Genomic DNA, 20,933 nt, shown 5'->3' with positions numbered 1-20,933 from the left:
CGGCATAGATCATGCTCGCAAAGCAGGGTCACTCGGCGGCGTGGGCCATGCGCCGCATCCGGTTCATCATCGAACGCAGGACAGCGGGCTTCAGCGGCTTGTTGAGCACGGCGACATCGAGCTGGTCGGCTGCGGCGCGCACCTCGTTGGAACGGTCGGCGGTGATCAGCACGGCAGGTGTCGCTTCGCCATAGACCGTGCGCAGCGAGCGAATGACGTCGAGACCGTTTTCGCCGTCGAGATGATAGTCGGCGAGGATGATTTCCGGTGCCGGTCCGTCGGGCTCGCCGGCGATGAATGCAGCCGTTCCCGAATAGGTGCGCACCTCGCAGCCCCAGCCTTCAAGCAATAGCCGCATTCCTTCCAGGATGCGGGCGTCGTTGTCGATGCAGACGACCGTCAGGCCGTTCAGCGCGGCCGCGGCCTGGATGCGCGGCCGGGCAGCCGCCGCCGCTGGCAGTTCCTCGGCAGTGGTGACGGGCAGGATGACCGAGAAGCGGGTGCCCTTGCTCTTGTGCGACTCGATCTGGATCTCGAGCTTCAGCACGCGCGCGATGCGGTCGACGATCGACAGGCCGAGCCCGAGGCCCTGGGCTTCGCGCATGCCGTCGTCGAGGCGGGTAAATTCGTGGAACACGGTGCCGAGCTTGTCTGAGGCGATGCCGATGCCGCTGTCGATGACCTGGATTTCGGCAAGCTCGCCGCGCCGCCTGACGCCAACGACGACGCGGCCGGTGCGGGTGTATTTGATGGCGTTGGAGACGAGGTTCTGAATCAGCCGGCGCAGCAGGTTGCGGTCGGTGTTGACGGTGAGCGTCGACGGCACGATCACCAGTTCGAGATCCTTGGCGCGGGCCATGGGCAGGAAGTCGGTGCCGATCTGGCGCAACAGCCCATCGAGGCGAAAAACGGTTTCCGCAGGCTTCATCGCACCCGCATCGAGGCGCGATATGTCGAGCACGGCACCGAGGATGGTCTCGACGGATTCGAGCGAGGATTCGATGTTGCGCGCAGCGATGCCGGCATTGCCCTTGCCGGCCTTCTCGATCAGCGACGAGCAGTAGAGGCGGGCGGCGTTGAGCGGCTGCAGGATGTCGTGTCCGGCAGCCGCGAGGAAGCGCGTCTTGCCGAGATTGGCCTCCTCGGCCAGCATCTGCGCCTGGGCGAGTTCCTCGTTGACGCGGGTAAGCTCGGCGGTGCGGCTCTTGACGCGCTGTTCCAAAGACTCGTTGGCGCGCTTGAGCGCGAGGTCGGCGGCGACGCGCGCGGAGATATCGGTATAGGTCGCGACGATGCCGCCGTCGGGCATCGGGTTGGAGCTCATTTCGATGATCCGGCCGCTGGTGGTCAGTTCGATCTGCCAGGGGCCGCCGAAGCTGGTCAGCCTGTCGAGCGTTCTGAGCCGCGACGTCGGCGGGATGTCGCCGCGGGCGACAAGATAGGCAAGGATGCGGTCGATCGAGACGCCGACCTGGCCCATCTCGTCGGGCAGGTCGAATAGCGAGCGGTACTGACGGTTCCAGCAGATCAGGCGGAAATCCTGGTCGAAGACGGTGATGCCCTGTTCCATCTGGTCGAGCGCGATCTGCAATAGGTCGCGGTTGTGCTGCAGCGCCTCGGTGGCGTCGTCGAGCAGGCGGAACGTGTCCTTGGCCGAGTTGTCGCCGCGCTTGAACAGCAGGGACAGGATCAGCCGCGCCGACGAGGAGCCGACGGCACTTGCCATCAGTTGCTCGGAGAAGCGGATGACGTCCATGCCGGCGGGGTCGTTGCCATTCAGCTTGCTGCCGCTGTCGCGCTCAAAACTCTGGAAAGAACGTTCGGTGCGCTCGACGCCGAGATATCTGGAGATGGTGTCCTTGAGGTCGTTGACGGTGATCGCCGTGCGGAAGCGGCGCAGCGACGGCATCGGGCTCGAGTCGCGCGGCACGAAGATCGAGGCCTGGATACGCTCGAGCGGCACCGAGGCGCGCGACAGCGAGCCGAGGACGAGGAACAGCGTGTTGATCGCCAGGCTCCACAGCACGCCGTGGTTCAGCGGTTCGGCCGAGGTGCCGAACAGCGCCTGCGGCCTGAGTGCCTCGATGCCGAACAGGCCCTCGGAGAGGATCGCCGTATCCGGCGAAGCGAGCGTCGGCAACAGCAGCGTGTAACACCACACAGCGATGCCGGCGGCCATGCCGAGCGCTGCGCCCCTTGCATTGGCGCGGCGCCAGATCAGGCCGCCGATGAAGGAGGGCGCGAACTGCGCGATCGCCGCGAACGACATCAGGCCGATCGAGGCGAGGCGCGTGTTGGTGGTGCTCTCGCGATAGTAAAGGAAGGCAACGAACAGGATGATGAAGATCGAGGCGCGGCGGATGTTGAGGATGATCGCCGACCAGTCCTCGGTGTCGCCGGCCTTCAATTTGACCAGCCGGCGCACGAAGATCGGAATGACGAGATCGTTGGAGATCATGATCGACAGCGCCACGCTTTCGACGATGACCATGGCGGTTGCCGCCGAGAGACCGCCGATGAAGGCGACCATGGCGAGGAAGTCGTGGCCTTTGAACAATGGCAGCGACAGGACGTAGAGGTCACCTGTGGTGGCCGTGCCGACCACGGCCAGACCGGCAAAGGCTATCGGCAGCACGAACAGATTGATCGCCACGAGATAGGCGGGGAAGACCCATGTCGCCTTGCGCAGCTCGTCTTCGCTGCGGTTCTCGACGATCATCACGTAGAACTGCCTCGGCAACATCACGATGGCAAAGCCGCTTATGCAGGTGACCACCAGCCAGGTGCCGAGCGAGGTGCCATAGCTCATGGCATCGCCGACCTGTTCGGTGGCGCCGAAGCTGTTCAGCATGTCGCCGGGGCCGTCGAACAGCGCAAAGGTGACGAACAGGCCGACGGCGAGGAAGGCGACGAGCTTGACGATCGACTCGACCGCGACCGCCAGCACCAGCCCGTTCTGGTGTTCGGTGGCGTCGGCATGGCGGGTACCGAACAGGGTGGCAAACAGTGCCAAGAGCAGCGCCACGATCAGCGAGATGTCGCTGACGAAGGGATCGAAGGATGGCGGTGAGCCGGTGTAGTGCTCGACCATCAGACTGACCGAGCCCGATATCGCCTTGAGCTGGAGCGCGATGTAGGGGATGGCGCCGACCGTGGCGATCAGGGTGGCGATCGAGGCGACGGAAAAGCTCTTGCCGTAGCGGGCGCCGAGGAAGTCGGCGATCGACGTGATCTTCTCGGCCTTGGCCAGCTTGATGATGCGGCTGAGCAGCGGGAAGCCGAACATGAACACCAGCACAGGGCCGACATAGATGGCGAGGAATTCGAGCCCGCGCTCGGATGCCAGCCCGACCGAGCCGAAGAAGGTCCAGGACGTACAGTAGATGGCGAGGCTGAGCGCGTAGATGAACGGTCGCGGCCGGCCCGGGCCCCAGTTCGCGGCCCGGCGGTCACCGATGCTCGCAATGGCGAACAACAGCGTCACATAGGCGACGGCGATGAGGACGACGGCCAGGCCCTGCACTCTTGGTTCTCACTCCCTCGGAAATGTCTGTTTCCGATGCAGTGAGGCAATCACAGCTGCGCCGGCATGTCCATTATCCTTGTCTCCTAGACTGGCCGCGTCGGCGCTTGCGGGGCGGGGTTTTGCAACCGGCGGTTTTTGCTATGGTGACGCTGTGCGGCGACGGTTGGCGGGGAACGATTCGCCTTTTTGCAGATCGTGAACGGAGGGTTCAATGCTAAAGGAATTCCAGGAATTTATTGCCAAGGGCAATGTGATGGATCTCGCCGTCGGCGTGATCATCGGCGGCGCCTTCGGCCTTATCGTTTCCTCGCTTGTCGGGGACATCATCATGCCGATCGTCGGTGCGATATTCGGCGGGTTTGATTTCTCGAACTACTTCCTGCCGCTGTCATCGTCGGTGACGGCCGTGTCGCTTGAGGAAGCCAAGAAGCAGGGCGCGGTGTTTGCCTATGGCAACTTCTTCACTGTCGTCATCAACTTCCTGATCCTTGCCTGGATCATCTTCCTGATGGTCAAGGGCGTGAACACCATGCGCAAGCGCCTGGAGAAGCAGAAGGCAGCCGAGCCGGCCGGTCCTCCGCCCGCCGATGTCGCGCTGCTGACCGAAATCCGCGACCTGCTCGCCAAGAAATAGCCTGCGAAAGCTGGCATCGCGAAAACCCCTGGCTGGCTGGACCACCGGGGGTTTTTTCGTTTGTGCCGGCACGATAGGACTAAGCCCAAGCAGCAATTCAAGCCTGGGGTGACCATGAGCCTTCTCGACGCCGTTCGCATTGAGGCCCGCAGCGCGCCGATGAGCGGCATCGAGGCAGTGGCCAATTATGGCCGTGACCGCGCAGGGCTCATCCCGCTGTGGTCGGGCGAGAGCGACATGCCGACGCCGGCCTTCATCAGCGACGCGGCAGCGCGCGGGCTTGCCGATGGCGAGACCTTCTACACCTGGCAGGCCGGCATACCGGAACTGCGCCAGGCCATCGCACGCTACTACCAGCGCCATTTCGGCAAGAGCTTCGGCGCCAACGAATTCATCGTCACCATCGGTGGCATGCAGGCGATCACCATGGCGCTGCAAGTGACGGCGGGCGCCGGCGACGAAGCCATTTATCTGGCGCCGGCATGGCCGAACTTTGCCGGCGCGGCAGGCGTTGCCGGCGTCAGGCCGGTGCCGGTGCTGCTCGACATGACCGACAATGGCTGGAGCTGCGACGTCGAGAAGATCGCTGCCGCCATCACGCCGCGCACCAGGGCGATCTTCGTCAACTCGCCGTCCAACCCGACCGGCTGGACCGCCGACCGCGAGACGCTGCAGGCGATCCTCGACCTGGCGCGCCGGAAGAACCTCTGGATCATTGCCGATGAGATCTATGCACTGTTCCACTATGATGGCCGCCGTTCGGCGTCGTTCATGGACATCATGGATCCGGAGGACAGGATCCTGTTCGTCAACACCTTTTCCAAGAACTGGGCAATGACCGGCTGGCGCGTCGGCTGGCTGAAGACGCATCCGTCGCTCAGTCGCACCTTCGAGAATCTGGTGCAATATTCGAGCTCCGGTGTGGCGCAGTTCATGCAGCGTGGCGGCATTGCCGCTCTCGACGAGGGCGATGCCTTCATCGCCGAGCAGGTCGAACGTGCCCACAAGGCGCGCGACATCGTCTGCAGGATCCTGGGCGAGACCGGCAAGGTGCGTTTCAGCGTGCCGCCGGGCGCCTTCTACCTGTTCTTTGCCGTCGACGGCATGAAGGATGCGGAGGCTGCCGCTTTCGACATCGTCGACAAGGTTGCGGTCGGCGTTGCCCCCGGCACCGCGTTCTGCGCCGGCGGCGAGGGGTTCCTGCGTCTGTGCTTCCACCGCCGCCTCGACCAGGTCGAGGAGGCATCGCAGCGGCTGGCCAGGTGGATCGGTGAGCAATAGCCCGACCGGCGGATCCAAGGCTCAAGATGCAGAAAGGCCCGAAACCTGATCGGTTCCGGGCCTATCGAATGAGATGAGCTGCAATCAGCCGCCCGACTGCGGCACCAGCAGCGAGACGATGCGCTCGCTCTTGGGAACTTCGGTGTGGCCCTCGGTGCGATAGGGAATGCCCAGCGCGTTCCAGGTCTCGACGAGTGCTGCCTTGAGTTCGGCGATCAGCGCGTCGCTGTGGAACGGCGTCGGCGTCACGCGCAGCCGCTCGGTGCCGCGTGGCACGGTCGGGTAGTTGATCGGCTGGATGTAGATGCCGTGGACGCCGAGCAGGCGGTCGCTGGCCATCTTGCACAGCTCAGGATCGCCGACCAGGATCGGCACGATGTGCGTTGCCGACTCCATGACAGGCAGGCCGGCGTCCGCCAGTACCTGTTTGGTGTGCGTCGCCTGGCGCTGCTGGGCGTCGCGCTCGGCTTGCGAGGTCTTCAGGTGGCGGATCGACGCCGTCGCTGCTGCTGCGATCGATGGCGGCAGGGCGGTGGTGAAGATGAAGCCGGGTGCATAGGAGCGTACGGCGTCGATGACGCTGCGCGTGCCGGTGATGTAGCCGCCGAGCGTGCCGAAAGCCTTGGCCAGCGTGCCTTCGATGATGTCGATGCGGTGGGCGAGGCCCTCGCGCTCGGTGATGCCGCCGCCGCGGCCGCCATACATGCCAACCGCATGAACCTCGTCGATATAGGTCATGGCGTTGTATTTCTCGGCGAGGTCGGCGATCTCGGCGATGGGGGCGATGTCGCCATCCATCGAATAGACGCTCTCGAACACGATCAGCTTGGCGCGCTCACGGCCGGCGGCCTGTAGCAGGCTTTCGAGATGGGCGACGTCGTTGTGGCGGAACACCTTCTTCTCGGCGCCCGAGCGGCGCACGCCCTCGATCATCGAGGCGTGGTTGAGCTCGTCGGACAGGATCAGGCAGTTCGGCAGAAGCCGGCCGATGGTCGAGATGGCAGCTTCATTGGAGACGAAGCCGGAGGTGAAGACGAGGCCGGCTTCCTTGCCGTGCAGGTCGGCGAGCTCATGCTCAAGCTCGACAAGCGGATGGTTGTTGCCGGAAATGTTGCGCGTGCCGCCGGCACCGGTGCCCATGTTGCCGGCCGCCTGCTGCATGGCAGCGACCACGTCGGGGTGCTGGCCCATGCCGAGATAGTCGTTCGAGCACCAGACGGTGATTTCCTCGGCTTTGCCGTTGGCACGCCAGATGGCGCGCGGAAACTTGCCGACGATGCGCTCGAGATCGGCAAACACGCGATAACGGCGCTCGGCGTGGACCTGGTCGATCGCTTCTTCGAAAAACCGCTGGTAGTTCATATGGACGTCCCAATTTTTCAACCATGAGCATAATCAACGGTCGGTTCGGCGTCCATCGACCGTTTCTGGTCAAAATGCCACGCCCTCGACGTCCCAAACGACCACGGAACGCCGAAAAGTCCCTTGATGTGGATCAAATTCCACTGCGACCGAATGGTCAACGTGATCTCGCCGCGAAAGTCCTATCTCGCATTTGCCGGTATTGTCGGGCTACACAGAGCGCGACGGATGCGATGCGGAGTGTTGTCATGGCGGTATTGGTAACGGGCGGTGCCGGCTACATCGGCAGCCACATGGTCTGGGAGCTGCTCGATGCGGGCGAGAAGGTCGTCGTGCTCGACCGGCTGTCGACAGGTTTTGACTGGGCGGTGGCGCCCGAGGCCACGCTGGTCAGGGGCGACGTCGCCGACAAGGATCTCGTCGGTCAATTGATCCGCGAGCATGGCGTCGACGCCATTATCCATTTTGCAGGCTCCATCGTCGTGCCGGAATCGGTGTCCGATCCGCTCGGCTATTACGAGAACAACACCTGCAAGACGCGCAGCCTGATCGAGGCGGCGGTGCGCGAAGGGGTTAAGCATTTCATCTTCTCCTCGACCGCTGCCGTTTATGGCGCCGCTGGCATGGAGCCGGTGGTCGAGGACGCCCGACTTGCGCCGGAATCGCCTTACGGCCTGTCCAAGCTGATGAGCGAATGGATGCTGCGCGATGCGTCGGCGGCCCACCCACTGACCTACACGGCGCTGCGCTATTTCAACGTCGCCGGCGCCGATCCCAAGGGCCGTACCGGCCAGTCGACCAAGGGTGCGACGCATCTGATCAAGGTCGCCTGCGAAACCGCACTCGGCAAGCGCGGCTCGATGCAGGTGTTCGGCGAAGACTATGCGACCCCTGACGGCACCTGCGTGCGCGACTACATCCATGTTTCCGACCTCGCCGCCGCGCACCGCCTGGCGCTCGCGCGCTTGCGCGCCGGTGGCGGCAACCTCGTCGCCAACTGTGGCTACGGCCACGGCTATTCGGTGCTCGAAGTGATCGACAGCGTGCGCCGCGTCCATGGCGCCGACTTCGCCGTCGAGATGACTGTCCGCCGCCCGGGCGATGCGGCCTCTGTCGTTGCCAATTCGGATCTGGCGCGCGGCGAACTCGGCTGGGCGCCAAAGCATGACGATCTCGATGCGATCGTCGGCGACGCGCTGAACTGGGAACGGCTGCTCAGCCGCAAGAACTCTTCCGTTATATAAGCTGCAGGTGGTGGATATCCGCCGCCCCGTCTCGATAATTGCAGCGCCAGGCGTTATGGGTGGCAAAGGGGCGTGACCCCGCACGGTGAAGGGTTCCCGCCAGACCCTGGTGCATCGGCCAATCCTCGGCATCGCCGATGCGCAAGAAAGAGTTGGAGCGTCCTTTCCGCGTGCCAGGGGCACTGCACGACGCTCTATGGGGTGGCAGCATGAAGATACTGGTTCTCGGCGCAGGTGTGGTCGGAACGGCAGCAGCCTATTACCTGGCGCGCGACGGCCATGAGGTCACCGTCGTCGAACGCCATCCGGCGGCGGCACGCGGCACGAGCTACTCCAATGCCGGCCTGGTCTCGCCGGGCGACGCTACCGCCTGGGCCTCGCCGGCGGCGCTGAAGACCCTCATCCGCTCGCTCTATACCTCCGATCTCGGCATCAAGGTCAGGCTCAGGCTCGACCCCTATTTTTATGCCTGGAGCCTGCGCTTCCTGCGCCAGTGCACGACGGCGCGGCTGCGCGCCAACAGCGAAGTCAAGCTCCGGCTCGCGCTCTATTCGCGCCAGTGCATCAACGAGATCTCCGACGAAGCCGGCATCGGCTATGACGACCGGCGCAAGGGCATCCTCTATTTCTTCCGCTCGCAGAAGAGCCTCGACGAAGGCAGCGAGAATTACCGCTTCCTCGCAAAACACGGCCTGCCGATCGAGATCGTCGACCGCAATCGCATGGTTGAGCTGGAGCCCGGCCTGGCGGCCGCCAAGGACGGTATTGCGGGCGGCGTCTATTCGCCTGTGGATCAGACCGGCGACTCCCGCATGTTCGTCGAAAAGCTCGCCGCTTATGCCAAGGAGCGGCTGGGTGTGACGTTCAAGTTCGACACCACTGTCGAGGGCTTGGTCGTCGAGGGTGATCGCGTCGCTGGGGTGAAGACGCAAGCCGGCGTGCTCACAGCGGATGCGGTGGTCATCGCCATGGGGCCCGAGAGTGGATTGCTCGGTCGCCGCCATGGCATCGACCTGCCCGTCTATCCGGTCAAAGGCTACACCGCGACAGTGCCGCTCGATGCTCCCGAAAAGGGACCGACGATGGGCGGCGCCGATGAGGACAACCTGATCGCCTATTCCAGGCTTGGCGATCGCCTGCGGCTGGCTGCGACCGCCGAGTTCGCCGGCTTCGATCGCAGCTACAAGCCGAGCGATTTCGCCCGCCTGTTCAAGGCCGGCCAGGAGCTTTTCCCGGGCGCCTTCAATCCGCGAAAGGCTGAGGTCTGGGCCGGTCTCCGGCCAATGATGCCGGGCTCGGTGCCAGTAATCGGCCCGGCCCGCTACAAGGGGCTTTATCTCGACACCGGCCACGGCCATGTCGGCTGGACCATGGCCTGCGGCTCCGGCAAGTTCCTTGCCGACCTGGTGGCCGGCCGCAAGCCCGACATCGATCCACAGGGGCTGGTCTACGGGGGCTGAGTCATGTCTGGACCGCAAGTCGCCATCGATCTCGGTCGCATCGAGCGCAATGCGCGGGCAGTCGTCGAGCGCGCGAGCCAATCCGGCATCAAGGTGTTCGGTGTCACCAAGGGCAGCTGCGGCATGCCGCAGGTGGCGCGCGCCATGCTGCGCGGCGGTGTGGCGGGGCTCGCCGAGTCGCGTTTCGAGAACATCCGCCGGTTGCGCGAAAGCGGCATCGGCTGCCCTGTAATGCTGTTGCGCAGCCCGCCGATTTCGCGCGTCGAGGAGGTGGTGCGCACTGTCGACATCAGCCTGCAGTCGGAGCTGGAGATCATCCGCGAGATCTCGCGCATCGCCCAGCGCATCGGCCGTGTCCACGACATCATGCTGATGGTCGACCTCGGCGACCTGCGCGAAGGCATCTGGCCAAACGACCTTCTGCCGACCGTCGAGCGCGTGCTCGAACTGCCCGGCGTGCGCATTGCAGGCCTGGGCACCAACCTGACCTGCTTTGGCGCCATCATGCCGACGGAGGAGAACCTCAGCCAGCTTGTCGCCTATGCCTACAAGGTCGAGCGCCTTGCCGGCGTCAGCCTCGACTGGGTGTCGGGCGGCAATTCGTCGTCGCTGCCGCTGCTTCTGGACAACAAGCTGCCGGCCGGCATCAACAATCTGCGCATCGGCGAGGCGATCCTGCAGGGCGGCTACGAGACCTTCCGGGAAGAGCCGTGGCGGGAGCTGGAGTTCAACGCCTTCAAGCTCACCGGCGACCTGATCGAGGTCAAGCTCAAGCCGTCGCTGCCGATCGGTGAATCCGGCTACGACGCCTTCGGCAACCAGCCGGTGTTCGTCGACGAGGGCGACAGGCTGCGCGGCATCGCCAATATCGGCCGCGAGGACACGATGATCGAGGGCCTTGTGCCGATCCATCGGGGCGTGCGGGTGCTGGGCGCGTCGAGCGACCATCTCGTGCTCGACATTACCGACGCCGAGCCGCCGCTAGTCGTCGGCGACCGCGTCAGCTTCCACATGAACTATGGCGCGCTGTTGACGGTGATGACCTCGGAATATGTCGAGAAGGCGCCGATGCACGACATCACCGAGGTCACCGGCCGCCGCATGGTCTCGATCGTGGCCGACAGTGCTGCCGGGCCACTGCTGGCAAGACAGTCTGTTGGTACGCGGCTCGAACAGATGCAGTTCGACGTCATCGAGATCGCCGATGCCGAGCATCCGCCGGCCGGCCTCATCAGGCTGCACGCCGGTGCTGACAGGCATGTGGCGTCGAAGGCGCTGGCAACTGCCGCCGAGGCGACACATTCCCTGGGACTGATCTGGATCGATTCCATTGCCGCGCTGATGCCGGAGGGCGAGGAGGGCGTCGAGGCGCCGGAGCGCTCGGTGCTGGCGCGGCTGCTCGGCCTCGACCACAAGCCCGGCGCGCTGCAGCCGCAGCTGTCGCCCGAAAATGTCGTGCTCGTCGGGCTGCGCGAGGCCGATCCGGCGGAGGTGCGCATCCTCAAGGATTCGCGCGTCACCGCCTTCACCATGGCAGAGGTCGACGGCTCCGGCATGCGCGAGGTGATGCGCGAGGCAATCCGCATCGCCTCGTCGGGAACCGTCGGTTTCCACGTCAGCTATTCCCCCACGGCCACCGAAATTCCCGGCTGGGCGAGTGGCTCTGGCGGCATGACCGTGCGCGAGACGCACCAGGCGATGGAGGCGATAGCGCTGTCCGGCGGCATGCTGTCGATGGACGTTTCGGGATTGGCCGCGGAGACGGAGCCGCGCGTCGCCACCGAAGCGGTCAACTTCGTCATGTCCGCCTTTGGCAAGAGGATCCTCTGATCAGCGTCGGCGCGCGCTCTGCCTGGTTTCGTAGATGTACTGCAAGGCGATGATCGCCGCTGCGATGACGAGATAAAAGACCGACACCACCAGCAACACCTCGATGGCCTTGTAGGTCTCGGAGATGATGACGGTCGAGGCCGCCGTCAGCTCGTCCATGGCGACGAGGCTGGCGAGCGAGCTGCCCTTGACCATCTGGATGGCATTGGAAAACAGCGACGGTGCCGCCAGCCTGTAGGCCTGCGGGATCATCACCTTCCAATAGGTCGCAAATGGCCTGAGGCCGAGCGCCTTGGCGGCGTCGAGCTGGCCTGGGGGAATGCTCTCGAAGCCGGAGCGCAGGAATTCGAGATTGTAGGCGGTCGAGGCGAAGATCAGGCCGATCAACGCCGACGGCACCGGCTCGAGATAAATGCCGAGGCGAGGCAGGCCATAATAGAGCGCAAACAGCAATGCCAGAACGGGAGCCGCGCGGGCAAAGAAACTGTAGCCGATGATGACGCGGTGAAACGCGCCCTTGGGCCGCTGCATGTAGATGGCCAGCGGCAGTGCAAGGATGTTGGAGACAACGATGACGACCACCGAGATGAACAGCGTCATCGCCAGCCCGTCGAACAGCATCTGCTGGTAGGTCGGGTCGAGCAGGATGTTCATCGCGCCACCGCTTGCTTGGGCTTGCGCTCGTTGAAGACGAGCAGCGGCGTGACGATGAGGATGTAGAGGCCGACGGCGAGCGTCAGGAAGGTAAAAGGTGCGTTGGTGGCGGCGATGCCCTGCTTGGTGACGTAGAGAATCTCGCTGACCGACACCGCCGAGGCGATCGACATGCGCTTGACCGTGCCGATGGCGTAGGTGATCCAGCCCTTGCGCGCCAATGGCAGGATCTGCGGGATCAGCACCCTAAGGAACACAACCCGCTTGGGCAGGCCGAGCGCGAGGCCCGCCTCATACTGGCCGAATGGCACGGCCTTCAACGCGCCCTTGAACACCTGATAGTCGAAGGCGATGCCGACGAGCGTGAAGGCGATGATCGTCGAGCCGATCGGGCCGAAGTCGATGCCGACCTGCGGCCCGCCGAAGAAGAACAGGAACAGCACCACGAGTTCCGGCACCGAACGGAAGAAGGCGCTGAACGCCTCGATACCGTTCCGGAGCCAGGATTTTTCGCGGCCGTAGTGAACGAGGGACAACAACAGGCCGAAGACTGCCGACAGGCTGAAGACCACTGCCGACAGCCCGATGGTGAGGGCCGCCGCAACCAACAGCCGCGGCAGCCAGGCAAGTGCGATTTCCATGTCCCGCGCCCCTCGCGGCAGCCCTGCTTACTGAGCCTTCGACCAGTCGATGGAGGCGCCGAACCACTTGTCGGCCAGGCCCTGCAGGGTGCCGTCCTTGCGCCAGGTCTCGAACTGGGCATCGATGGCGTCGGCCAGCGGCTTGTTCTTGTTGCTGACGGCAACGCTCTGGGTGATGGTCGACAACAGGTCGTCGAGGGTAACAGTGCCGGTCAGCTTGCCCGACTTGGCGAGGTATTTCGGACCGAGGAAGTCGTGGGCGGCAAAATCGATGCGGCGGTTCTCGAGGTCGAGGAACAGCTCGGTGGCGCCGGGATACTCACGGCTCTTGGTGACGCAATCGGCCGGAAGCTTCTCCTTGGCGACCTTCTGGAAGGCGCCGCCGCGCACCGCGCCCATTGTCTTGCCGCAGACATCCTTCCAGTTGGCGATGTCGGTGTCAGCCTCGCGGCGGGTGATGGCAGCACCGTTGACGATGTAGGGCGACAGCAGGAAGAAGTCCTTCGAAGCCAGGCGCTCCGGTGTGCGGGTCACGCCCGAGGCGATCAGGTCGAAGCGGCCTGCGGTGAGGCCCGGCAACAGCCCGGCGAAGTCGAGCTTCTCGAACTTGGCGGTCAGGCCGAGCTGCTTGGCGACGAGATTGACGACGTCGATGTCGAAGCCTTCAAGCTCGCCCGCAGCATTGGTCATGCTGAAGGGCGGGGCCGAGCCTGACGTGCCGACGGTGATGGTATCAGGTGCAACCAGGGCGGCCTTGTAGTCCTGTGCACTTGCTGCGCTCACGCCGAAAATCGCAATGAGGGCCAGCAGGGCTGTCCGCGCAATTCTCATGATCACTCCTTTGATGGGCTGCTTGAAAACAGAATGTTTGCGTTATATCGCAAATTGCTAAAGCCACCAAGGACGGTGGCCAATTTGGATACAATAGTTTCTGGAGAATCTGTTTCTCAAGAACGGCCGTTCCGAAAGTTCGAGGTTTTGTGAAATGGAACTGCGCTTCAAACTCAACTATCTGTATCAAGGGCAGAATTCGCCGTTTCTGCATGCAGCCGACGCCGGCTATTTCGGTGACCATGGCCTGTCCTGCAGCTTCGTCGAAGGCTTCAGCTCGTCGCTGGTGACGCGCACGCTGGTGAACGATGAGGCCGATATCGGATACGGCGATGTATCCTCTGTTTTCGAGCGGGCGCTGCGCACAGGCGAAACCGAGATCTCCTGTCTCGTGCCGATCTATGAGCACACGCCCTGCTGTCTCGGCTACATCTCCGACGGCAAGCGGCTGACCCTCGCCGATATTCCCGGCAGCACCTTGTGCGGACCGAACGGCGACACCTCGGCGCGGCTTCTACCGCTGCTGCTCAAGCGCAACGGCTTTGCGCCCGACAGCTACACCTATCTCGGCGTCCAGCCGGAAGAGCGTGACCGGCTGGTGGCGTCTCGCGCGGTGCTGGCGGCGACCTGTTTCGATGCGACACTGAAATTTGCCATGCAGATGCGTGGCCACGACGCCAGCGGCCTCGACTTCCTCTATTTCGCCGACAACGGGCTCGACATCTATTCGGGCGCGCTGGTGGCGTTGAATTCGGTACTGGACCGGGAACCGGGTCTCGCCGGCAAGCTGCAGGCGATCACGCGCCAGGCCTGGCATGATTGCCTCGTCAATCCGCAGCTCGGCGTCGATGCGGTGATCAGGCGTTCGCCCGGCATGGATCCCGATATCGTCCTGCAACAGCTGACCTGGATCCTTGAACGGCAGGTCTTCCCCGATGGCGCGCGGGCGATGAAGTTCGATCTCGGCGGCGCCAAGATGGCCAATACGTTGGAATGCGCCACCTACTCCGTCGGCGCCGAGGCCAAGCGCAGTGCAGACGGAATGGCGGCCGAGATCTGCCTGAATTAGCTGGTCTGGAAGTCTCCCGGCTGGGGCGGGGCGATGGGGCTGAACAGCGTCCGGTCGGGCTTGATGTCGATCAGCGGCGTGCCGTCGAGGCAATCCATGCCGCGCACCGAAAGCATGTTGCCCTCGACGCCGACCAGTTCGACGATCTGGGTGCCTATCGGATTGGGGCGAACGGGCGAGCGCAGCGAGAAGGTGCCGCGCGCGGTGCCGTCATTGGCCGGACTCTGGCGCACCAGGTCGCGCCGGGAGAGGTGAAGCCAGTAGAGCACTTCCAGGCGTGCGAATTGCGCGACGTCCTCGAGGGCCGCCACCCATGGCTCGAAAATCTCGATATGGCAGACAGGGCCATCGGCGCGGCCCTGTCGCGGGGTCAAAAGGCGCGAGTCCCAGGGCGTTCGGATGCGGCCGATGAAATAGATCTCGGCATCGTAACCCGAGGGCAGTGCGACGGCGCTTTCCCCGTCGCGGATTTCGTTTTCGCGGACCACGCTCAGTCGACCGCGACCATGACGTCGGAGGCCTTGATGACTGCATAGGCGTCCTTGCCGACGGCGAGCTTCAGGTCGTCGACCGCTTCGTTGGTGATCGAGGCGGTGACGACGGCGCCGCTGATGTCGATGCGGACATGCGATGTTGTCGCGCCTTTGATCACTTCGACGATCTTGCCTTTGATCTGGTTGCGGGCGCTGATCTTCATGGTGCGTTCCTTTCGTTGAGGGTTGGCGTGCAGACATGGCGTCCGGCTTGTTCGAGATAGGCCACTGCAACGCCGACGCCATAGAGAGCTTGCAGCGATTGCGGTGTCAGCACGTCGGCAGGGTTGCCGATGGCGACCAGTGCCCCCGACTGCATCAGCGCGACGCGGCTGGCGCACGCAAAGGCATGGCTGGGATCGTGGGTGGAAATGACCACCGCCATGCCTGAGCCGGCGAAGCTCGAAATGCGACTCAAGACGCGAGCCTGATTGCCGAAGTCGAGGCTGGCCGTCGGCTCGTCCATCACGATCAGTTCGGGCTCCTGGGCGAGTGCGCGGGCAATCAGCGTCATCTGCTTTTCGCCGCCCGAGATGTCGGTGAAGGGGCGGGTGGCGAGATGGCCGATGCCGAGGGCTGCCAGCGTTTCCTGCGTGATCGCCCGGTCGGCCATGGTCGGTGAGGCGAAGGTGTCGATGCGGCTGGCGCGGCCCATCAAGACGACGTCGAACACCGAGAATGGGAAATAGGCGCCGGTGGCCTGCGGCACATAGGCGATTTGGCGGGCGAACTGTGCGCGCGAGAAGGTCGAAATGTCCTTGCCGTTCAATTCCAGATGTCCGCCCTGGCGCGGCAATAGGCCGAGCAGGGTCTTGAACAAAGTGGTCTTGCCGCAGCCATTGGGACCGAGCAGGCACAACACTTCCCCGCGGTCGACCGACAGCGTGACCCCTTGGCCGATTTTGACGCGGCCATAGCCGAATGCGAGATCGGTTGCCTGAAGCATCATTGCCAGCCTCGCCGGGTCGTCAGAAGCAGATAGAGGAAGAATGGCGCGCCGATGGCGGCGGTGAGGATGCCCAGCGGGACCTCGATGGCGGCGATGCTGCGGGCAAGCGTGTCGACGCCGACCATGTAGGCGGCGCCGATCAGCATCGAGGTCGGCAGCAGGCGCGAGAAATCGGGCCCGACGAACATGCGCGCGACATGCGGCACCAAAAGGCCGATCCAGCCGATGATGCCTGAAATCGAGACGGCGGCGGCGGTCATCAGCGTGGCGGCGGCGACGATGACGATTCGAATCCAGCGTGTCTCGACGCCAAGCGCGCGCGCCTCCTCGTCGTCGAGCGTCATCAGGTTCATGCGCCAGCGCAGCAGCACCATCGGTAGCAGCGCGACAAGGACGGCGGGCAGGATGGAGCCAAGGTCGGCGCGGTTGACGCTGGCGAGACTGCCGAGCAGCCAGAAGGTAATGGCGGGCAGCTGGTTGTAGGGATCGGCGAGCACCTTGAGCAGCGACACGCAGGCGCCCAGCAGCGCGCCGATGGCGACGCCCGCGAGCACCAGCACGAGGATCGGGTCGCGCTCGCGCACGATCGAGCCGATGGCATAGACGATTGCCACAGCTGCCAGCCCGCCGGCGAAGGCGAGGCCCTGTATGGCGAGCACTGACAGCGACAGGAAGATGCCGACGGCCGCGCCGAAGCTGGCGCCGGTGGAGACGCCGAGGATGTCGGGTGAAACCAGCGGGTTGCGGAACAGGCCCTGATAGACCGCGCCCGCCGCCGCCAGCGAAGCGCCGACGAGGATGCCGGCGCAGACGCGCGGCAGGCGCACGTTCCAGATCACGGTCTCGATCGTCGGCGCAACGCCGCTTTCGCCGCCCGACAGCTTGGCCACAACCACGGCGAAGATGTCGCCTGGCATCACCGGATATCTGCCGGTCAGGATCGCTACGAGGATGACGGCGACGAGCAGAGCCGCCAGCGCGCCGATGGCGATCGGCCCGGCGTGCTGGGCTTTTGGCTGCTGCTGCAAGTGCTTGGCTTCCGCTCGAAGCTCAGGGCTTCGGGCCGGTGTCGGCAAGCAGCTTGCCGAGTTGCTCGGTGGTGAGATCGACATGATAGAACAGCTTGTAGAAGTCGCGGGTCTCGGCCTTCAGATCGATCTCGGCCTCGCCGGGATAGAGTGCGGAGGTGAGCCACGATATGCCGATGGCGCGATTGACGCCGGGAGGCGCGTCGAACCAGCCGAAGGGCAGGGCCGGCGCACGGAACACGCGGCCGTCTTTCACCGCCTTGATGCCTGCCCATGACGGGTCCGACAGCACCGACTTCCGAAACATCGGGCCGAGCGTCAGGATGACGTCGGGGTTCCACGACAGGATCTGTTCGAGCGAGACATTTGCGAGCGAGCCCTTACCTGCGGCTTCGGCGACATTGGTCGCACCGACGGCGGACAGCACTTCCATGTTGATCGAGCCGGCGAGGCCGGTCTCCAGTCCGTCGGGACCGCGGCCGTAATAGACGCGCGGGCGCTGGTCGGCCGGCACCTCGGCGACGACCTTGTCGAGCCGCTGCATCGCAGCCTCGGTGTAGGCCGCGAGTTTCTCCGCCTGTTCCTTCTCACCCAGGAGTTCGCCGATCTCGCGCAGCGACTTCGGCGTGTTGGCGAAGCTGCCGTCGATCAGCACGTAAGGGATGCCGGTCTGCTCCTGTACCTTGTCGGCGAGCGAGGCATAGGTCGGGTTGACGGTACCGACATCGAGGATGATGTCGGGTTTCATCGCCAGCACGGCTTCCATGTTGGCGGTGTCGCCCTTGCCGGTCAGGCGGCCGTGGACGGGCAGGTCACGATAAGGCGCTGCGATGAAGTCCTTTTCGTCGTCCGTGAATTCACGCACCCAGCCGACCATGCGGTCGGGCGCGACCGAGTAGAGCAGGACCGAGGCGGGCGGACCGGCGGCCATGACGCGGGTGATCTTCTCGGGCAACGCCACCTTGCGACCGGCGGCGTCGGTGAAGACGCGCTGCTCGGCGGCAGCGAGCGAGGCTGAAGCGACCAGGGCGATGGCGGCAGCCAGGAATGAAATCAAGAGGTTGCGGCGTCTCATGCTGTCGATCTCGGGTTGAACAATGGGTTTGGATATATACATGCCAATATAACGAGCGGCGCATTGTTATGTTTGACTGAATATAACGGTCAAGGGATTTGTGCGGCTGTGCCAGCCGATTTCAAGGCCTTCGCCTTGACCCATGGGCGACGGTCGGAAAGGCTGGGCGTCAAAGTTAGCGTCGCAACCCAACGGGTTCGGCGAGCCAAGGAGAGAAATCCATGTACACCCACGTCCTCATTGCCACTGACGGATCGGAGCTGGCGCAGAAGGGGCTCGACCATGGCTTGAGCCTGGCCAAGGGCATCGGTGCCAAGGTGACGGTCATGAACGTGACCGAGCCGGCGCCGATCTTCGCCTCTGCCGGCATGTATGGTCCGGTCGCGACGGCCGAAGACATCGTCTCCTACCAGAAATCGGGCGAGGAATATGGCGCCAAGGTGCTGACCGCCGCCAAGGCGCAGGCCGACAAGCTTGGCGTCAATGCCGATACGGTGCATGTCGAAGAGATGTGGGCGGCGGAGGCGATCAATCAGCTCGCCCAGGAAAAGGGCTGCGACCTGATCGTCATGGCCTCGCATGGCCGCCGCGGCCTGGGGCGGCTTATCCTCGGCAGCCAGACCGTCGACGTTTTGACCAACAGCAAGGTGCCGGTGCTGGTCGTCCGCTAGACATCTCGACAAGAAACGACAAAGGCCTCCCTGACCGGTGTCGGGGAGGCCTTTCACTATTGGATGGCGCGGCTCAGACGATCTTGCCGCGTGCCGGTACCGGCCATAGCTCCGGTGCCTTGTCCTTGCCGTAGACATAGACGCCGTCGACCATGTTGGTGACGACGCAGGCGTGGTTGGGCACGATGCGGATGCGCTGGCCGACGGTGAGATTGATATCGCTCGGGCAACGCAGGCGGCCGTGCTCCTCGGAAAGTTGGTCGATCGAGATGTCGGGGCGCCCGAGCACATGGCCGTGGCCCACGAGGCCGAGCAGGTCCGAGGTCAGCGTCTTCGAGCCGGCGTCGATGATGGCGCGGTTGGAGGCGGGCACCGAGACGACGGTGGCGAGCACGGTGAGTGCGCAGTCGTCCCAACTGGCGACGTCGCGGGCGACGAGCGAACGGTCGTTGTAGACATAGGTGCCGGGGCGGAATTCCGTCGCGATCGGCGCCAGATGCGCCTTCATCATGTCGGGCGTGCCCCCCGAGCTTATGGCGGGAACGGCAATGCCCCTGGCTTCGATCAGTGCCTTGGCCTCGGTCATGAAGGCCTGCACCTTGGCAGCACCGCCCACCGGTGGATAGGTCATCAGCCCGGCGAACCGCAGGCCGGGAGCCGCATGGATGCGGACGGCCAACGCGGCTGCCTCCTCAGTTGTGCCGACGCCGCAGCGGTCGGCACCTGTGTTGCACTCGACGAAGACATTGAGCGTAGCGCCGGCCGCCGCAAAGGCGGCTGAAAGCCCGTCGATCACGGTCATATTGTCGGCGACAACAGCAAGCTTGACCTTGCCGGCGAGCGCCACGAGCGCGTGCAGCTTGTCGTCGCCGAGGATGTTGTAGGTGATCAGCACGTCGTTCAACCGGCCGCTGCCGGCGACCATGGCTTCTGCTTCCGACACCTTCTGGCAGGTGATGCCGACGGCGCCCGCGTCGAGCTGCATTTCGGCGATGGCAGGCAGCTTGTGTGTCTTGATATGCGGACGAACCTTGAGGCCATGGCTGTCGGCGTAGGTCTGGAAGCGTTCGATGTTCCGCTTCGCCACATCGATGTCCACCAACACGGCGGGGGTCTGGATCCTGTCGAACATGGCTTTTGCCTTCCAAATCGAATGGGCGCGCGCGGACCTTGCCTGTGCCGCGCTTGACAAACAATGCCGCGCGGCGCTTTATACGTCAATCCGATATTAAGGACATATGTCCGAAATAGCGGACATTGGATTAGAGAACTCTTTGGGAGGAACGGCGAGATGAAGATCGCACTTTCCGCGGCCGTCGCCGCGCTCGCGCTGATGGCGGCAATGCCTGCCGGCGCACAGGAAAAGCAGAGCAAGCTTGATGAGGTTCTGGCGCGTGGCCACCTGGTCCTGGGCACCGGCAGCACCAATGCGCCCTGGCACTTCAAGAGTGCTGACGACAAGCTGCAGGGCTTCGACGTCGACATGGGTCGCATCGTCGCCAAGGCGCTGTTCGGCGACCCGGACAAGATCGAATACGTCAACCAGTCGTCGGATGCCCGCATCCCCAACATCACCACCGACAAGGTCGACCTGACCTGCCAGTTCATGACGGTAACGGGCGAGCGTGCCCAGCAGATCGCCTTCACCATTCCCTACTACCGCGAAGGCGTCGGCCTGATGCTGAAGGGCGACAGCAAATATGCCGACTATGCCGCGCTCAAGGGCGCCGGCTCGGGCGTCACCATCTCGGTGCTGCAGAACGTCTATGCCGAGGCGATGGTGCATGCCGCGCTGCCGGAGGCCAAGGTCGACCAGTATGAGTCGGTCGACCTGATCTACCAGGCACTGGAATCGGGCCGCGCCGATGCAGTTGCCACCGACCAGTCTTCGCTGGCCTGGTACATGAAGCAGAACCCGGACCGCTACAAGGATGCCGGCTATGGCTGGAATCCGCAGACCTATGCCTGCGGCGTCAAGCGCGGCGACCAGGACTGGCTGAACTTCGTCAACACCGCGCTGCATGAGGCGATGACCGGCGTCGAGTTCGACTTCTACGCCAACTCCTACAAGACCTGGTTCGGCAAGGAGCTCGCTCCGCCGCAGATCGGCTTCCCGGTCGAGTACAAGTAAGCTCGCCAACAGTG

At 64.1% G+C, this 20,933-nt stretch carries 19 protein-coding genes; 8 read left to right on the top strand and 11 right to left on the bottom strand.

What is annotated here, in order from left to right; genetic code table 11:
• Positions 1-28: 28 nt before the first annotated feature.
• Positions 29-3,523, bottom strand: a complete 3,495-nt coding sequence (locus tag IG197_RS09285) for a PAS-domain containing protein (RefSeq protein WP_067965390.1) — start codon at positions 3,521-3,523, stop codon at positions 29-31.
• A 214-nt stretch (positions 3,524-3,737) separates the two neighbouring features.
• On the opposite strand from IG197_RS09285, the gene mscL reads away from it, so the two are divergent.
• Complete coding sequence (gene mscL, locus IG197_RS09280; protein WP_067965388.1) at positions 3,738-4,160, top strand: large conductance mechanosensitive channel protein MscL; 423 nt, start codon at positions 3,738-3,740, stop codon at positions 4,158-4,160.
• Positions 4,161-4,274: 114 nt separating this feature from the next.
• On the top strand, positions 4,275-5,441 hold the full coding sequence (locus tag IG197_RS09275; protein ID WP_192318399.1) for a pyridoxal phosphate-dependent aminotransferase: 1,167 nt from the start codon (positions 4,275-4,277) through the stop codon (positions 5,439-5,441).
• Between the two features lie 84 nt (positions 5,442-5,525).
• Here the strand turns inward: IG197_RS09275 and hemA are convergent, their stop codons facing one another.
• A complete protein-coding gene (hemA, locus tag IG197_RS09270) occupies positions 5,526-6,803 on the bottom strand; it encodes a 5-aminolevulinate synthase (RefSeq protein WP_067965385.1) in 1,278 nt (425 codons plus the stop codon).
• Positions 6,804-7,051: 248 nt separating this feature from the next.
• On the opposite strand from hemA, the gene galE reads away from it, so the two are divergent.
• The 3 genes from galE to IG197_RS09255 all read left to right on the top strand — a co-directional run bounded on the left by galE (position 7,052) and on the right by IG197_RS09255 (position 11,337).
• On the top strand, positions 7,052-8,047 hold the full coding sequence (gene galE, locus IG197_RS09265) for a UDP-glucose 4-epimerase GalE (RefSeq protein ID WP_192318397.1): 996 nt from the start codon (positions 7,052-7,054) through the stop codon (positions 8,045-8,047).
• Between the two features lie 209 nt (positions 8,048-8,256).
• Positions 8,257-9,507, top strand: a complete 1,251-nt coding sequence (locus tag IG197_RS09260) for a D-amino acid dehydrogenase (RefSeq protein WP_192318395.1) — start codon at positions 8,257-8,259, stop codon at positions 9,505-9,507.
• Between the two features lie 3 nt (positions 9,508-9,510).
• On the top strand, positions 9,511-11,337 hold the full coding sequence (locus IG197_RS09255; RefSeq protein WP_192318393.1) for an alanine racemase: 1,827 nt from the start codon (positions 9,511-9,513) through the stop codon (positions 11,335-11,337).
• On the opposite strand, the gene IG197_RS09250 is transcribed toward IG197_RS09255, so the two are convergent.
• The 3 genes from IG197_RS09250 to IG197_RS09240 are packed head-to-tail and all read right to left on the bottom strand — an operon-like array spanning position 11,338 to position 13,463.
• On the bottom strand, positions 11,338-11,991 hold the full coding sequence (locus IG197_RS09250; RefSeq protein ID WP_192318392.1) for an amino acid ABC transporter permease: 654 nt from the start codon (positions 11,989-11,991) through the stop codon (positions 11,338-11,340).
• Positions 11,988-12,632 carry an ABC transporter permease subunit gene (locus IG197_RS09245; RefSeq protein ID WP_154387150.1) on the bottom strand — a complete coding sequence of 215 codons (645 nt, stop codon included), beginning with the start codon at positions 12,630-12,632 and terminating at the stop codon, positions 11,988-11,990. Before IG197_RS09245 ends, IG197_RS09250 begins: the two co-directional genes overlap by 4 nt.
• A gap of 27 nt (positions 12,633-12,659) precedes the next feature.
• Complete coding sequence (locus IG197_RS09240) at positions 12,660-13,463, bottom strand: ABC transporter substrate-binding protein (protein WP_154387149.1); 804 nt, start codon at positions 13,461-13,463, stop codon at positions 12,660-12,662.
• 154 nt (positions 13,464-13,617) lie between these two features.
• On the opposite strand from IG197_RS09240, the gene IG197_RS09235 reads away from it, so the two are divergent.
• A complete protein-coding gene (locus IG197_RS09235; protein WP_192318391.1) occupies positions 13,618-14,532 on the top strand; it encodes an ABC transporter substrate-binding protein in 915 nt (304 codons plus the stop codon).
• Here IG197_RS09235 and tsaA read toward each other — a convergent pair.
• The 5 genes from tsaA to IG197_RS09210 are packed head-to-tail and all read right to left on the bottom strand — an operon-like array spanning position 14,529 to position 18,117.
• A complete protein-coding gene (tsaA, locus tag IG197_RS09230; RefSeq protein ID WP_192318389.1) occupies positions 14,529-15,020 on the bottom strand; it encodes a tRNA (N6-threonylcarbamoyladenosine(37)-N6)-methyltransferase TrmO in 492 nt (163 codons plus the stop codon). The two genes, IG197_RS09235 and tsaA, sit on opposite strands and share 4 nt — an antisense overlap.
• Before the next feature lie 2 nt (positions 15,021-15,022).
• Positions 15,023-15,229, bottom strand: a complete 207-nt coding sequence (locus IG197_RS09225) for a molybdopterin-binding protein (RefSeq protein ID WP_192318387.1) — start codon at positions 15,227-15,229, stop codon at positions 15,023-15,025.
• Positions 15,226-16,014 (bottom strand): ABC transporter ATP-binding protein, encoded by a 789-nt coding sequence (locus IG197_RS09220; protein ID WP_192318385.1) that lies wholly within the window; start codon positions 16,012-16,014, stop codon positions 15,226-15,228. The genes IG197_RS09225 and IG197_RS09220 overlap by 4 nt, the downstream gene beginning before the upstream one ends.
• On the bottom strand, positions 16,011-17,042 hold the full coding sequence (locus IG197_RS09215) for an iron ABC transporter permease (protein WP_192318384.1): 1,032 nt from the start codon (positions 17,040-17,042) through the stop codon (positions 16,011-16,013). The genes IG197_RS09220 and IG197_RS09215 overlap by 4 nt, the downstream gene beginning before the upstream one ends.
• Positions 17,043-17,064: 22 nt before the next feature.
• Entirely contained in the window at positions 17,065-18,117 is a 1,053-nt protein-coding gene (locus tag IG197_RS09210) for an iron ABC transporter substrate-binding protein (RefSeq protein WP_246765345.1), read from the bottom strand.
• A 221-nt stretch (positions 18,118-18,338) separates the two neighbouring features.
• On the opposite strand from IG197_RS09210, the gene IG197_RS09205 reads away from it, so the two are divergent.
• Positions 18,339-18,788, top strand: coding sequence for a universal stress protein (locus IG197_RS09205; protein ID WP_192318380.1), 450 nt, complete (start codon positions 18,339-18,341; stop codon positions 18,786-18,788).
• Between the two features lie 73 nt (positions 18,789-18,861).
• Here the strand turns inward: IG197_RS09205 and IG197_RS09200 are convergent, their stop codons facing one another.
• A complete protein-coding gene (locus IG197_RS09200) occupies positions 18,862-19,920 on the bottom strand; it encodes a D-TA family PLP-dependent enzyme (protein WP_192318378.1) in 1,059 nt (352 codons plus the stop codon).
• Positions 19,921-20,079: 159 nt separating this feature from the next.
• Here IG197_RS09200 and IG197_RS09195 point away from each other — a divergent pair, with 159 nt between their 5' ends.
• Positions 20,080-20,919 (top strand): transporter substrate-binding domain-containing protein, encoded by an 840-nt coding sequence (locus IG197_RS09195; RefSeq protein ID WP_067965365.1) that lies wholly within the window; start codon positions 20,080-20,082, stop codon positions 20,917-20,919.
• Positions 20,920-20,933: the final 14 nt, after the last annotated feature.

The organism is Aminobacter sp. SR38, assembly GCF_014843375.1.
Lineage (GTDB): Bacteria > Pseudomonadota > Alphaproteobacteria > Rhizobiales > Rhizobiaceae > Aminobacter > Aminobacter ciceronei.
This window is presented reverse-complemented; position numbering and strand designations above follow the sequence as displayed.